The organism is Synechococcus sp. BIOS-E4-1 (genome assembly GCF_014279995.1).
Lineage (GTDB): Bacteria > Cyanobacteriota > Cyanobacteriia > PCC-6307 > Cyanobiaceae > Synechococcus_C.
The window spans coordinates 2,873,065-2,884,836 of the sequence record NZ_CP047935.1 but is presented as its reverse complement, the minus strand read 5'-3'; the positions used below and the strand labels follow the sequence as shown (position 1 = coordinate 2,884,836).

At 58.0% G+C, this 11,772-nt stretch carries 17 protein-coding genes and 1 rRNA gene; 5 read left to right on the top strand and 13 right to left on the bottom strand.

From position 1 onward, the window contains the following. Nucleotides 1-11 precede the first annotated feature (11 nt). The 3 genes from rrf (at nucleotide 12) to SynBIOSE41_RS15830 (ending at nucleotide 1,568) form a co-directional block, all read left to right on the top strand. Nucleotides 12-128: ribosomal RNA gene (gene rrf, locus SynBIOSE41_RS15840) — 5S ribosomal RNA — on the top strand. 104 nt (nucleotides 129-232) lie between these two features. After that, nucleotides 233-1,168, top strand: coding sequence for a YihY/virulence factor BrkB family protein (locus tag SynBIOSE41_RS15835; protein WP_186538859.1), 936 nt, complete (start codon nucleotides 233-235; stop codon nucleotides 1,166-1,168). Nucleotides 1,169-1,217: 49 nt separating this feature from the next. Then, complete coding sequence (locus SynBIOSE41_RS15830) at nucleotides 1,218-1,568, top strand: hypothetical protein (protein WP_186538857.1); 351 nt, start codon at nucleotides 1,218-1,220, stop codon at nucleotides 1,566-1,568. 24 nt (nucleotides 1,569-1,592) lie between these two features. Here SynBIOSE41_RS15830 and SynBIOSE41_RS15825 read toward each other — a convergent pair whose 3' ends face one another. The 9 genes from SynBIOSE41_RS15825 to SynBIOSE41_RS15785 all read right to left on the bottom strand — a co-directional run bounded on the left by SynBIOSE41_RS15825 (nucleotide 1,593) and on the right by SynBIOSE41_RS15785 (nucleotide 7,436). Next, nucleotides 1,593-1,961, bottom strand: coding sequence for a DUF2834 domain-containing protein (locus tag SynBIOSE41_RS15825; protein ID WP_186538855.1), 369 nt, complete (start codon nucleotides 1,959-1,961; stop codon nucleotides 1,593-1,595). After that, nucleotides 1,954-2,211, bottom strand: a complete 258-nt coding sequence (xseB, locus tag SynBIOSE41_RS15820; protein ID WP_370594145.1) for an exodeoxyribonuclease VII small subunit — start codon at nucleotides 2,209-2,211, stop codon at nucleotides 1,954-1,956. Before xseB ends, SynBIOSE41_RS15825 begins: the two co-directional genes overlap by 8 nt. 92 nt (nucleotides 2,212-2,303) lie before the next feature. Then, nucleotides 2,304-3,455 carry an exodeoxyribonuclease VII large subunit gene (xseA, locus tag SynBIOSE41_RS15815; RefSeq protein ID WP_186538851.1) on the bottom strand — a complete coding sequence of 384 codons (1,152 nt, stop codon included), beginning with the start codon at nucleotides 3,453-3,455 and terminating at the stop codon, nucleotides 2,304-2,306. Next, a complete protein-coding gene (locus SynBIOSE41_RS15810; protein ID WP_170953712.1) occupies nucleotides 3,445-3,621 on the bottom strand; it encodes a hypothetical protein in 177 nt (58 codons plus the stop codon). Before SynBIOSE41_RS15810 ends, xseA begins: the two co-directional genes overlap by 11 nt. Nucleotides 3,622-3,735: 114 nt before the next feature. Next, nucleotides 3,736-3,879, bottom strand: coding sequence for a chlorophyll a/b-binding protein (locus SynBIOSE41_RS15805; RefSeq protein WP_066911871.1), 144 nt, complete (start codon nucleotides 3,877-3,879; stop codon nucleotides 3,736-3,738). 69 nt (nucleotides 3,880-3,948) lie between these two features. Next, a complete protein-coding gene (gene hrpB / locus SynBIOSE41_RS15800) occupies nucleotides 3,949-6,486 on the bottom strand; it encodes an ATP-dependent helicase HrpB (RefSeq protein ID WP_186538849.1) in 2,538 nt (845 codons plus the stop codon). A gap of 15 nt (nucleotides 6,487-6,501) precedes the next feature. Further along, nucleotides 6,502-6,678: a hypothetical protein gene (locus SynBIOSE41_RS15795; protein ID WP_186541434.1), complete on the bottom strand. Its 177-nt coding sequence runs from the start codon at nucleotides 6,676-6,678 to the stop codon at nucleotides 6,502-6,504. Between the two features lie 54 nt (nucleotides 6,679-6,732). Beyond that, complete coding sequence (locus tag SynBIOSE41_RS15790) at nucleotides 6,733-7,116, bottom strand: hypothetical protein (RefSeq protein ID WP_066911878.1); 384 nt, start codon at nucleotides 7,114-7,116, stop codon at nucleotides 6,733-6,735. Nucleotides 7,117-7,172: 56 nt separating this feature from the next. Next, entirely contained in the window at nucleotides 7,173-7,436 is a 264-nt protein-coding gene (locus SynBIOSE41_RS15785) for a DUF2973 domain-containing protein (RefSeq protein ID WP_114994276.1), read from the bottom strand. A 268-nt stretch (nucleotides 7,437-7,704) separates the two neighbouring features. Between SynBIOSE41_RS15785 and SynBIOSE41_RS15780 the strand changes: the two genes are divergently transcribed. Beyond that, nucleotides 7,705-8,808 carry a trypsin-like peptidase domain-containing protein gene (locus SynBIOSE41_RS15780; RefSeq protein ID WP_369813460.1) on the top strand — a complete coding sequence of 368 codons (1,104 nt, stop codon included), beginning with the start codon at nucleotides 7,705-7,707 and terminating at the stop codon, nucleotides 8,806-8,808. A 6-nt stretch (nucleotides 8,809-8,814) separates the two neighbouring features. Here the strand turns inward: SynBIOSE41_RS15780 and SynBIOSE41_RS15775 are convergent, their stop codons facing one another. Together SynBIOSE41_RS15775 and abc-f are read right to left on the bottom strand one after the other, a co-directional pair. After that, nucleotides 8,815-9,006: a hypothetical protein gene (locus tag SynBIOSE41_RS15775; protein ID WP_066911882.1), complete on the bottom strand. Its 192-nt coding sequence runs from the start codon at nucleotides 9,004-9,006 to the stop codon at nucleotides 8,815-8,817. Between the two features lie 115 nt (nucleotides 9,007-9,121). Continuing rightward, nucleotides 9,122-10,846: a ribosomal protection-like ABC-F family protein gene (gene abc-f / locus SynBIOSE41_RS15770; RefSeq protein ID WP_186538847.1), complete on the bottom strand. Its 1,725-nt coding sequence runs from the start codon at nucleotides 10,844-10,846 to the stop codon at nucleotides 9,122-9,124. A gap of 77 nt (nucleotides 10,847-10,923) precedes the next feature. On the opposite strand from abc-f, the gene SynBIOSE41_RS15765 reads away from it, so the two are divergent. Then, nucleotides 10,924-11,094: a hypothetical protein gene (locus SynBIOSE41_RS15765; protein WP_186538845.1), complete on the top strand. Its 171-nt coding sequence runs from the start codon at nucleotides 10,924-10,926 to the stop codon at nucleotides 11,092-11,094. Here SynBIOSE41_RS15765 and SynBIOSE41_RS15760 read toward each other — a convergent pair. After that, nucleotides 11,072-11,299, bottom strand: a complete 228-nt coding sequence (locus tag SynBIOSE41_RS15760; protein WP_066911884.1) for a hypothetical protein — start codon at nucleotides 11,297-11,299, stop codon at nucleotides 11,072-11,074. The two genes, SynBIOSE41_RS15765 and SynBIOSE41_RS15760, sit on opposite strands and share 23 nt — an antisense overlap. 65 nt (nucleotides 11,300-11,364) lie before the next feature. After that, nucleotides 11,365-11,679 carry a hypothetical protein gene (locus SynBIOSE41_RS15755; RefSeq protein WP_066911933.1) on the bottom strand — a complete coding sequence of 105 codons (315 nt, stop codon included), beginning with the start codon at nucleotides 11,677-11,679 and terminating at the stop codon, nucleotides 11,365-11,367. Nucleotides 11,680-11,772 lie beyond the last annotated feature (93 nt).

The following is an 11,772-nucleotide window of genomic DNA, read 5'->3' as shown; positions in this document are numbered from 1 at the left end:
ATGTTTTCTATCCTGGTGTCCATAGCGCTGTGGAACCACTCCGATCCATCTCGAACTCGGTTGTGAAACGCAGCAGCGGCGACGATATTTGGGGGGTAGCCCCCTGAGAAAATAGCTCGATGCCAGGTAAAACATTCCAATCACATTGTGATACGAAGAAAGCCACCCCGGAGAGGGTGGCTTTTTTTGTGCCTTGACGCGCTAGTTTAGAGCGATAACTTTGTCAGAATTCATGGCGAAGATGCTGTCGATTCGTCAGCTTTGCCGCTCTCTGTGGAGGGCTTATCTGCGTTGGGCGTCTTCTGATTGTGTTGATCTCAGTGCAGCTTTCGCTTACTACACTCTTCAGTCAATCTTTCCGATTCTGCTGATTTCATTGTCTTTGACGTCCTGGTTGCTTGGGCGGCAGCAGAACCTGGATGAACAGATTCTGATCTATGCAAGTGGTGTGCTACCACCTCCTGCGATTGAGATTATTCGCCAGACTCTTCAGAAGCTTGTTTCTCAGGGATTTGGAGCTGGTCTTCTCGGTGCAGCCGTTCTGTTGGTGACGGCTGGGAATGTTTATTTGACCTTGCAGCGTGGAGCGGATCGTTTATGGCGTGATGTTCTGCAGCCATTGCCTGATGCGTTGCCGTTCGGGGCACAGGCTTATCGGTTTGTGCGGGTGAGAATAGAAGCTTTTTTCGTTGTGATTCTGATAGGTCTTCTGATCGTTGTCGATCAAATCAGTGCCAATCTGCGAATGGTGCCTGCGGCTTTTGTTGATGAATTAACCCGCTCTTTGCCATGGTTGACTGATATTTTTCCTGATTTGCCGGTGCTTCAGTTCGGCCGTTTGTTGATTCCTTTTATGGGTTTTTCGGGAATGGCTTTGTTGCTGCAATTCCTGCTTCCCAGCCGAAAAGTCCCTTTCTTGCCTCTGATTCCCGGTTCTTTGTTGATCGGGTTTTTGCTGACAGTCCTCAATCTTGCTGTCAGCAGAAGTATTTTTTCGCTGGGAGCTCGATATCAGGCTTATGGAGTCATTGGTGGAGTTCTCGTGCTGACGCTATGGATCTGGATGGTTGGCGTTGTGATTTACTTCGGACAGTGTTGGAGTGTGGAGTTGGCCAATATGCGTATTAAGAAGAGCGGTGATCCGTTCTTTCACGCCGTCCAGGACTGACATGGATCAGTGATCATAGATATGGATCATTCACTGGGTCTCGGTTGATATGGGTCGACTGCCTCCTCTGGTCTGGCTTGTGGCCCTGTTGCTGTTGCTGCCGACGCCTCTTGGCCGAGCATTGATCGATGTGCTCGGCGGAGTTGCTCTGGTTCTGCTTGCGCTTCCTGTGATTCTTGGTGGTCTGGGTTGGATTGGATGGAAGGTGTTGCAAAGCCGAATGCAGGTTTGCCCCAACTGCGGTTCAGCTTCGTTGCAGGCAACCCCAGTTTGTGCTGTCTGTGGGTCTGCGTTCTCAACGGCCGATACAGCTCAGGCTTCCAGATCGCAGACTGAAGTTGATTCAACTCCCGCTAGTTCCGTCACGATTGATGTCACTGCCGAAGATGTTGATAGCTGAGGTTCACCTCAATGGGTTGGTCCTTCAATCGTTTTGCTCGATCACTGGCGTTTCTTTTTCCAGCTCCAGCAGACGACGTTCACGTAAATACAGAAAAAATGGTCCTCCGCAGGCAAATGACACGGTGACGCACAGCACTAAAGAGATCCACCAGCTTCTGACCTGTAAACGGCGCCCTTCGATGGTGATCCAGATGGTGAATGCAGTGGCGCCGATGATCAGATCGCGGCTGAGTGATCGTGAGGCTGCATTCAGATTGGCGTCTCGGATGAAGCCAGTTAGATCGAATCCTGTTCCCGCTCCTGCCTGAATGAATTCCAGATTGGCTTGCCAAGGCAGAACGGCACCCAGCAAGGCCAGAAACAGATAGCTCCAGATCAGCACGTTACGCATCGTTCCGCTGCTCATAGGTCTCGCTCTCATACGTCTGGGTGGTCAATGTCTGAGGATCAAGTTGAAGAACACTCTGTTCTGTTTCGCTGAGAAGTTGTTCACATCGACTCAGATAAATCTCCGCCCGTTGATGACTGCTCTGAAGTTCGGACAACGGTAGGGATTCGTCCTGAAGCTTGGCCAAGAGAAGGTCGAGTGCCTGGAGGGCCTCCTCGTAGTTCAGTGCTTCAGCATCTTTTCGCCAGGTCACCTGAGGATCATTCTTGACGGTTGGGGATTTCTTCGGCATCGACAGATAGGGGAGTGGAGTTCCAAGCAGAGGTTTCCCTCTGAAATGAGCAGTTAACCCAAGTTTGTCTGAACGGATTGGACCGTGACACCGATCAGTCCGTCTCGAACATGGATCACCAGATCGTCGTTGGGATTGGCTTGATTCACCGACTCCAGCACCGTTCCGTCCAGTCGGATCACCTTCGCGAATCCCCGGCTCAACCAGCGATCTGGTGAGAGAGCCTTGAGCAGTTGTTGCCGTTGACGCAACTGCTGGCGGCTGCGCTGCAGCACAGTAAGCGGTTGCACACTTTGTAGCAGTTGATGCCTTTGCTGAAGCCGCTCTCTTTCTCGCCTGAAACGCCATTGTTGTTGTTGGATCAACTGCAAACGTTGCTGCCGGGCTGTCTGCAAGGCTGAGACTCGACTAGGACAAAGGCTGACGATTGCTGCGGTGGGTGTCGCAGCACGATGATCAGCCACCAGATCGGCAACGGTGAGATCGTCCTCGTGCCCCAGTCCGGTCACGACCGGACAGCAGAACGCTGCAATGGCACGACAGACCTGTTCATCGTCGAAAACCATCAGATCCTCCCTGCTTCCTCCTCCCCTGGCCAGAACCAGAGCATCCAGGTTCAACTGGGGGTCAGCCTGGTTGAGCTGCTCCAGCACTGCGCAGATCTGTGGGGCGACGGCGCCCTGAACAGGGATTGGAACAACCAGCAGTTCTGCTAGAGGCCATCGCTCACTGGCAGTCCTGAGCATGTCCGCCAAGGCCGAACTGGGCACGCTCGTCAACAGAGCAATTCGCCTGGGGATCAACGGCAGGCGTTTTCGTGTTGCTGGATCAATCAACCCTTCTGAAGTCAGCAGCGCTTTAACAGCTTCAAAGCGTCGCTCAACGGTGGAGAGACTCGGGCGGATGTCGATGGCCTGGACCGCGAGACTGGCCCGGGCTGCCCAGAAATTCAGTTTTCCCACCACCGTGACTCCGTCACCGTCTGCAGGCACGTAATCGAGCTGGTTTAACCGCGATGCCCAGCAGACCACAGTGATGGTTGCACCCCCATCGGTGAGGTTCATCCATAGGTGCCCTTTTTTGACCTGGGGGCGGGACGCAATGCCCTGGACCAGAAAACGGGGGGCGAAACCACGTTCGAGCAGTGAGCCGACTGCACTGTTGAGCTCCTTGACGGAGTAGCTGGGGATGGCGTTAGCGGTCAAGGCGGCGATAGGCGAAACCCCAGTAGATGCAGACGGCGCCAGCGATCACACTCAGGATTCGTCCCCATTGATGGTCCAGCTGGGTCAGCCCGATCGACAGAAACACCAGTGCACTGCTCAGCAACCTGGCACCATCGCGGCGGTTGCCGGCGAAGAAACGGGGCAAGGGCAGGGGTCAACTCCGCATACTCTCTCGCAGTGAGGGCAGACAATAAAAAACCCCATCGGCTTGGCCAATGGGGTTGGTGAGTGCCAATGGCGCTCAGTGCGGTAGACGAGATCAACCGAGGCCGATCTGAGACAGGATGCCTTGGCCGGTGAGCAGCTCTGTACCCAGGCCGATCACGAAGCCCATCATGGCCAGGCGGCCATTCCAGGTTTCAGCGAAGTTGACGAAGCCGAAGCGGGATGCGTTGTCAGACATGGGTTGTGATCCGTGACTTCAACCAATGTAACAAACAATGGAGTTTTGTTGCCTGTCGTGAATGCGACATTACGACCACTTCTTCGACCTGCTAGTGGGGACCGCTGTCATCGGTGACTCCGGCCATGGGTGTTTCGGGTAGCGGCCGCGCATCTCGCGACGGACTTCCCTGTAGCTCCCGGTCCAGAAGCCTGCAAGGTCCTTGGTGCGCTGCAAAGGTCGGCCGGCTGGCGAGAGCAGTTCAAGGGTCACCGGCAGGGCTCCGTTGAGAAGGATCGGTCCCTGGCTGCAGCCGAACATCTCCTGCAGCTTGACCGACAGCACTGCATCGTCATCGCCGTAAGTGACTCTGGCTTCTCTGCCGCTGGGAATCCTCAGTCTCTCGGGAAGCAGTGTTTCCAGCTCCCGTCGCTGTGCCCATGTGAGGTCGCTCCACAATGCTTCAGTCAGGTCGCCGCTGGCCAGCTCCTGCCAGCTGCTGCAGTTCAGGCTGGCCTCTCCGAGCCAGAGCTCAGGAGTTTCCTGCAGTGTCTGGAGAGTGCGATTCGGCCATGGGCTCCCCAAGTGGCTGTGGGCAATCTGAAGGCGCCGACGCAGCTGTTCGCAGGATTCGTCCCAGGGGAGAAGTTCGAGGCCATGGTCGCGAAGGCGCTGCAGCAACGCATGGCTTACCAGATCGGCTGAAGGGCGGGGCAGTTGCTGTCGCTGCAATTCGATCGCACCGAGGCTCAGGACTCGCTCAGCGCGGATTCCCTGTTGTTTGTCGTTCCAGGCGACGTGTTCACTCCATTCCCCATGCTCTGAGGCCATGTCTTCGAGAAAGTGCCGGCTGATGGGCACCGCCAGGCGAATGCGTGCATCACGTTCCTTGAGGTCAAGCCTGGCGATGGCCAGGGCCTCGGCACTGCTCAAGGGGTCTGATATCAGCAGTACTGCGCCGCGACCCTGGCGCAGTAGGAATGCCCCTGGTCGTCCAGGTCGTGCCAGGGCGAGCCACTCAGGGAATGCAGTGGCGATCAGCCGCGCGAGAGAGAGATCCTCAGGCTCGTTGAGGGGCAACCGCGACGCTGATGGCTCGAGTGAGCGGAGCTGTCTTTGCCATTGCCTGCTCTGCTGGCGCATGCTGCCGAGGCCGTCGTGACGATTGGATCGCGCTGTGTCTCGCAAGCGCTGAAGGCGATGGCCGACATCACACCCAACATCACGGCTGCCGGGTAGATCCCGTTCACTCAGCAGCGCAGCCAGATCGCAGGCCAGTGTCTCCAGTCCCCAGCGCCTCGCCTGGATCAACATCAGCCCCAACCTTGGGTGCATGCCGAACGCTGCCACCTGTTGCCCAGCGGCTGTGATCTGCCCCTGATCCGTGAGCAGTTTCAGCTGCTTCAGTTGCTGCTGCCCTTCCTGGAACAGTGGTTTGGGTGGAGGTTCCAGCCAGTCGAGGTCTTCACCCAGGCCAGCACCCCACTGCGCCAGGTCAAGCACGGTGGGTTGTGGATCTGCCCGTTGCAGCTCCGGAGGATCTTGCGCTGGCCGCCGTTGCTCGTCAGCCGCTGACCAAAGGCGTACGCAGCGGCCTGGTCCCTGGCGCCCCGCTCGTCCCCGCCTCTGATCCGCGCTGGCAATGCTGGCTGGCACGGTCACCAACTTTTCCATGCCGGTGCCTGGATCAAAACGCGTGTGGCGATTCAGTCCTGCATCCACCACGAGGCGGATGCCATCCAGGGTGAGAGAGCTTTCCGCAATGGATGTCGCCAGGACGATGCGTCCATGCCAGCGTCTGTCGCAGGGCCTGAGTGTTTCGGTCTGCAGTTTGAGGGAGAGCTGGCCATGCAGCGTCAGTACCCGCCAGTTACGCAGACGCTGTACTCCCATAAGCCTTTGTCGGCAGCGTTCAATCTCACGCACACCAGGGAGAAAGACGAGGACCCCAGGAGAGATTTCACCGGTGTGGCTGTTGTGTTCGAGCTCGATCAATTCCTCCTCGAGGACGCGCAGCACATGCGTTTCGAGGCACTCCTTGTTGCGGGGTTGGCAGTGGCGGGTCTGCACCGGGAAGGCTTGTCCCTGACTGGTGAGCGTGTCAGCAGCATCGAACTGGGCACTCAGCGCCTTCAGCTGCAGGGTTGCTGACATCAGCAGCAGCTTCAGATCAGGCCTCAGCAAGCGTCTTGCTTCCCGCAGAAGTGCCAGGGCAACGTCACTGTCGCGGCGGCGCTCATGGAATTCATCGAAGATCACAATCTCCACCCCTGGCAGGTCGGGCTGGGACTGAAGACGCCGCAGGAACAGCCCGTCAGTGATGGCTTCGATGGTCGTGGCGTCTGAGCGTCTCTGTTCGTTGCGGACGGAGTACCCCACGCGCTGGCCCACCGGTTCGCCGATGGACTCAGCCAATCGAGTAGCAGCCGCTTTAGCCGCAAGCCTTCGCGGCTCAATCAGCAGGATGCGACCTGAAGCCCGGGGGGCGTGGACCAGCTCCCCCATTAATGCCAGGGGAACCCGGGTGGTCTTGCCTGCACCCGGTGGTGCCTGAAGGATCAGGGTTCCTGAGCTGTGGAGTCGAAAACAGAGGTCAGTGAGAAGACCATCAATGGGAAAGGAACCCAAGGGCGACGATCGACGTCAGAGGATGAAGTTGAGAATCCCCAGCAGCAAAATGCTGGTTAATGCTCCCATTGCCGTGAGCAATTTGATCAGCGGTGCGCTGCGGTGTTTCAGCGTGGCCATGAAGAAATCCTTAAAGGCCTGACGGAAGTTTTTTAGCTCCTTGTGGGCTGGCTTGGCTGTGTCCGTTGGCACGGCGTTACATGTAGCAAGGTGGCGAACAAGGGCAGGCGCTGCCGTCTCAGGGGCTCAACGCACGTGGCGAGCCCCATCAACCGGGTGGTAATCCTCACCGGTGAGTTCTTCGTAGACAATCGCTGGCAGTCCGGTTTCGAACATCGTCTGCAGGGCTTCTTTCAGGTAAGGGTTCCAGCCACCGGTGCTCACCTGGCCATGCCTGACCGTCCAGTCCCAGGTGCCCTGAAGATCGCGAGGAATACGCCCTTCGCGGTCGCGTCGGGCAACCAAGTCGAGTGATTCAACCAGCCCTACCTGGATTGGATCTTTGCCGTAGGCGGGAGTCAGGCTGAGTTCCAGACGAACGGGGTCTTCCTTGAGCAGACGCAGGCGAAAGCGGGGAGGCAGTTTCACGGATTTGATCACCGCGGCAACGATCCGTGTTCTTTGATCCACCAGGAGGTTCCCCCTACGAGTCCGAGTCGAGCTGCCGCGCAGCTTTCCTACCTAACTTATTCATTAGGGCGCACGCCAGGTTCGCCAGTCTCGTCCTCACCACTGAATCGAACGGTGAGTAGGTCCTCCTCAGTCAATCGGCCATCACCATCGAGCAGTTCAGGGTGAATGGTCACCTTGCCGGTTCGGTCAGCAGGAGTGTTAGTCGCCCCTGGAGAACGCACTGCTGCGCTGAACCCGCGTCCCATCACCCGGAAGGCTTGCCACAGCAGGGCCAGGAAGACCAGTCCGTAAATCAGGGGAAAAAGACTGCTGATCATGGGATGACGGCGGTTGTCGAGCTGGGACACACCCTCTCTTGCCTCCATCATCGCTATTCCTCGCCCAGTTGTGCTCGTTCAGGGCGCACTGTTGGTTGCATCTGGTCATGGAATCAACGGTGATTCCCCCTATTCGCGGTGGATTGCCCTGATTAAGGTCGGTTTCTCGCAGTTCGTCGTCGCCCTCTCCATGGCTGTGGCACCGTTCATTTCTGTTAAGGAGCCTGCTCCGGTTACACGTGTCAGCCGGAGGGTCCTGCCTCTGATGATGGGGCTGTCGCTCGTGGCGCCAGTGGGTCTGGTCTTGCCACAGAGGAGTGTTGTGGCGGCAGCTCAGGTCTCAGCCTCAGCCGGTCTGTCGGCTCAATCCTTTGTGGCGGCGGCGGTGGCCAAAAGCGGCCCTGCGGTGGTCACGCTGGAAACGCAGCGAACCGTGCGGACAGCTGGTGGATCGGGCTTGCCAGATGGACTGCTGATGGATCCGTTCTTTCAGCGCTTCTTCGGTTTGCGGGGCTCCGCTGCTCCGAGGGCTCGCGTGGAACGTGGTCAGGGCAGTGGTGTGATCTTCGATGACCAGGGACTGGTGCTGACCAACGCCCATGTTGTTGAGAACACAGATCGGGTGATGGTGGGATTGCCTGATGGAAGACGAGTTTCCGGCCAGGTTGTCGGCCAGGATTCGGTGACCGATCTGGCGGTCGTGAAGCTCCAAGGAGGAGATCTCTGGCCAACCGCTCCTCTTGGCGATTCGGATCGACTGCGAGTTGGTGACTGGGCCATTGCTGTGGGTAATCCTTTCGGGCTTGAAAACACCGTCACCCTGGGAATCGTGAGCAACCTCAACAGGAACGTCTCCCAGCTCGGAATCCAGGGCAAACGCCTGGATCTGATTCAGACCGATGCGGCAATCAACCCCGGGAACTCCGGTGGCCCTTTGCTGAATTCCGTTGGTGAGGTGGTGGGAATCAACACATTGGTGCGCTCAGGCCCCGGCGCCGGCCTCGGATTTGCCATCCCGATCAACAGGGCTAGAACGATCGCTTCGCAGCTGGTGAACCAGGGACGAGCGAGTCACCCCATGGTCGGGATTGGTCTCTCGACGATTCCTGCATCAAAGCCTGGCGGAACGGTGCCCCCCGGCGCCGTTGTCCGCTCGGTGATGCCTGGTGGTCCGGGCGCTCTGGCCGGCCTTCAGATCAATGATGTCATCGTGTCAGTGGCCGGCCAGCCGGTGCGCAATCCAGCTGAGGTGGTGACAGCCATTGATCGCAGCGGTGTTGGTCAGCCTCTGGTGCTCAGCGTGCAGCGCCAGGGAAGGCAACTGCCAGTGACGGTGAGGCCCGTGGAAATGAGCGCTCTGAAGATGCCCTGATCTGGGTCAGGTGTCATCTGCATCCTTCAGTTGCTCAACGCAGCGTGTGATGCATTCACCATCATCCAGAGAGCATGTGGTAATGCACTCGAAGTAGGTCTCAACGGCATCCCATGTCTGCTCATGGTCGCCAGCTGGATTGGGGCTGCTCAGATTGACGCTATTGATACCGGCGGACTGAGTTTCATGGTTTCTCATCGAGTGCCGGGATCGGTGATGTCAGCCTATGCACACGTTTCGAGCGGGTAAAGGGAAATAAGTCTTCCTGCCTAACTGTTCGTGAAGTTTCGTCTTGCACGCCACCGTCTTGGTTTCAAGCCGCACTTCTCCGTTTCGCGTCCCGTTCTTTCTGTTTCTGGCGTTTGGCCTTTCTCTTCGCGTCCTGTTGCGCCTGGCGGAGTGCGGCTTCGGCGGCCTCCTTCTCTTCGGCTTTCTTTTCGACGTAGTAGGAGTAGTCGCCTCGGTAAAGCACCAGTTCTCCATCCCGCAGTTCAACGATGCGATTGGCGACACGGGAGATGAAATACCGGTCGTGAGAAACAAGCAGTGCCGCTCCCTCGTAGGCGCAGAGAGCGTCTTCCAGCATTTGCTTGGCTGGGATATCAAGATGGTTGGTGGGTTCGTCCAACACTAGGAAATTGCATGGTGTGAGCAGCATCAGGGCCAATGCAAGACGTGCCTTCTCGCCGCCGCTCAGCTTGCCGACCTCTTTGAACACGGTGTCGTTGCTGAAGCAGAAGCTGCCCAGCAGTGAGCGGACCTGGGTCTGCGTCCAGTCCGGTACCGCTTCAAACATCGTGTCAATCACTGTTTTGCCCAGGTCCAGAGCCTCTGCCTGGTTTTGTTCGAAATACCGCGCGATCACGTTGTGTTCACCCAGCCGAGCCGAGCCCTCGTCTGGTGACTCCATTCCCATGATCAGTCGCAGAAGCGTGGACTTTCCGGCTCCGTTCGGCCCAACAAAGGCAATGCGATCACCGCGCTCAACCTCCAGTTCCGCTCCCAGGAAGAGGATTTGGTCGCCGTAGCTATGGGTGAGATTCTCCATCAAAGCCACCTGGGCACCGGATCGGGGTGCTTCAGGAAACCGGAAACTCGGTCCGGCAACGCTTTCGATCGGAGCGTTAACCAGTTCCACCTTCTCGAGTTGTTTTTCCCTGCTCTTGGCCTGGGTGCTTCGCGTGGCACTTGCCCTGAATCGATCGATGTAGGCCTGCTGGGTGGCGATCTCCTTCTGCTGACGGTCGAAGGCCGCCTGCGTCGCCTCCTGCTCCAGCTGCTTCTGTTCCAGATGCGCGGTGTAATTGCCGAGATAACTTCTGGAGATCCCCCTTTCGGTGGCAACAATCTGGTTGCAGACGCGATCGAGAAAGGTTCGATCGTGACTGATTACCACAAGGGCTGCTGTCTGCTCCTGCAGGTAGCCCTCGAGCCACTGGATCGTTTCCACATCCAGGTGGTTGGTCGGCTCATCAAGCAGCAGCAGATCAGGGTCCTGAAGAAGAATCTTGCCCAGGGCGATGCGCATCTGCCATCCGCCCGAATAGTCTCCGACCAGGCATTCGGCACTCTCCGGCGTGAAGCCGATGGTGGGCAGCAGCTTGTCGATGCGGGCATCCAGTTCGTAGCCATGCAGGGCTTCGAATCGGTTCTGCAGCTGTCCTAACTCGTGGATCAGCTCATCGAGATGGTCGGGATCTTCAGCTGCTTGGTCAGAGCCCATCGCCTCTTCGACTTCGCGCTGACGGTTCAGCACAGTGGCGGCTTCTCCAAAGGCTTGGAAGAGCTCCTGCCGCACCGAGCGGTTGAGGTCCACGTCGAATTCCTGTTGCAGGAATGCGATTCGTGGTTCCCCCTGGCGAACGACCGCGCCGCTGGTCGGCTCTTCATGGCCCGCGATCAAGCGCATCTGAGTCGATTTGCCTGCGCCGTTGACACCGACCAGGCCAATGCGATCGCCGGGTTTGATCTCCCAGGTGACGTCCCGGAGCACTTCCCCAGTGGGATAGATCTTGCTGACGTGCTCAAGTCGCAGCACCGGCGAAGACGCGGAGAAACCCCATCATCTCGTGTCGGGGTGTGGGCAGACTGTGCTCAAAGAGAGAAGCTGCGTTGATGCGAAGGCTGGAGCAAGTCGCCGCCCTTGTGGTGGCAGCAGGGCTGGCTCTGGTGAGTTACTGGTTGTTCTTCAGCTGGGCCGGTGGAGGTGGCAGCAGGGAGCGTCTGCCTGTGCCGGTTTCACCCAGCCAATCCAGCCGGTTGATCAAAGACCGCCCCTCGCTTTGACCAGCCACTGCTTGCTGAGCTCGTCATCCAGGCTGTTGATGAAAGCCTTGACCTCGTCATGGGTCACCGGGAGGTTCATCTGTTCCCCCACCTGACAGATGGCCTGAATGGCTCCTCCAGGATTCTGAAGAGCCTGTCTGAACAGGGCGCGTGTTAACTCTCGATCCTGCTCGATCTTGGTGTAGAGCTCTGCTGCGTTGCTCATGGCGCACCACCATCTGCGTCAACCCTATCTGTGGCCATCCTGTGCAGCCATGGGCGCGCTCTCTCTTAAGCGGCCTGGTCCAGGTCGGCTTCCTTGAGGCCTGATGCGGAAGCATCCTCCATGCTGCGTGCATCCGCGCAGAGAACCTTGCGCAGTTGGGCGTAGTTAGCGGCCTGGGACATCCTGCCTTCCTGCACAGCTCCGTATTCAGCTCGCTGCAGCACATGGTGCAGGTGCGTGAGCAGGTAGGAACTGATCACTGCCGAAACCAGTACATCGCTGTTATCAGACGCACGGCGAGATCGACGTGAACCGGCAGCCCTTCGATTGCGCGGGGCTGACTGGCGAGTGCTGGAGGCCTGGCTGGTTGTACGTGGCATGGCAGTCCTGGCGGAATCGTTGATGTGCAGTCCTGAGGTGATGAGCCGCGTGTCAGGGAACGGAGTGACCGCATCATAGTGCTGGATACTACC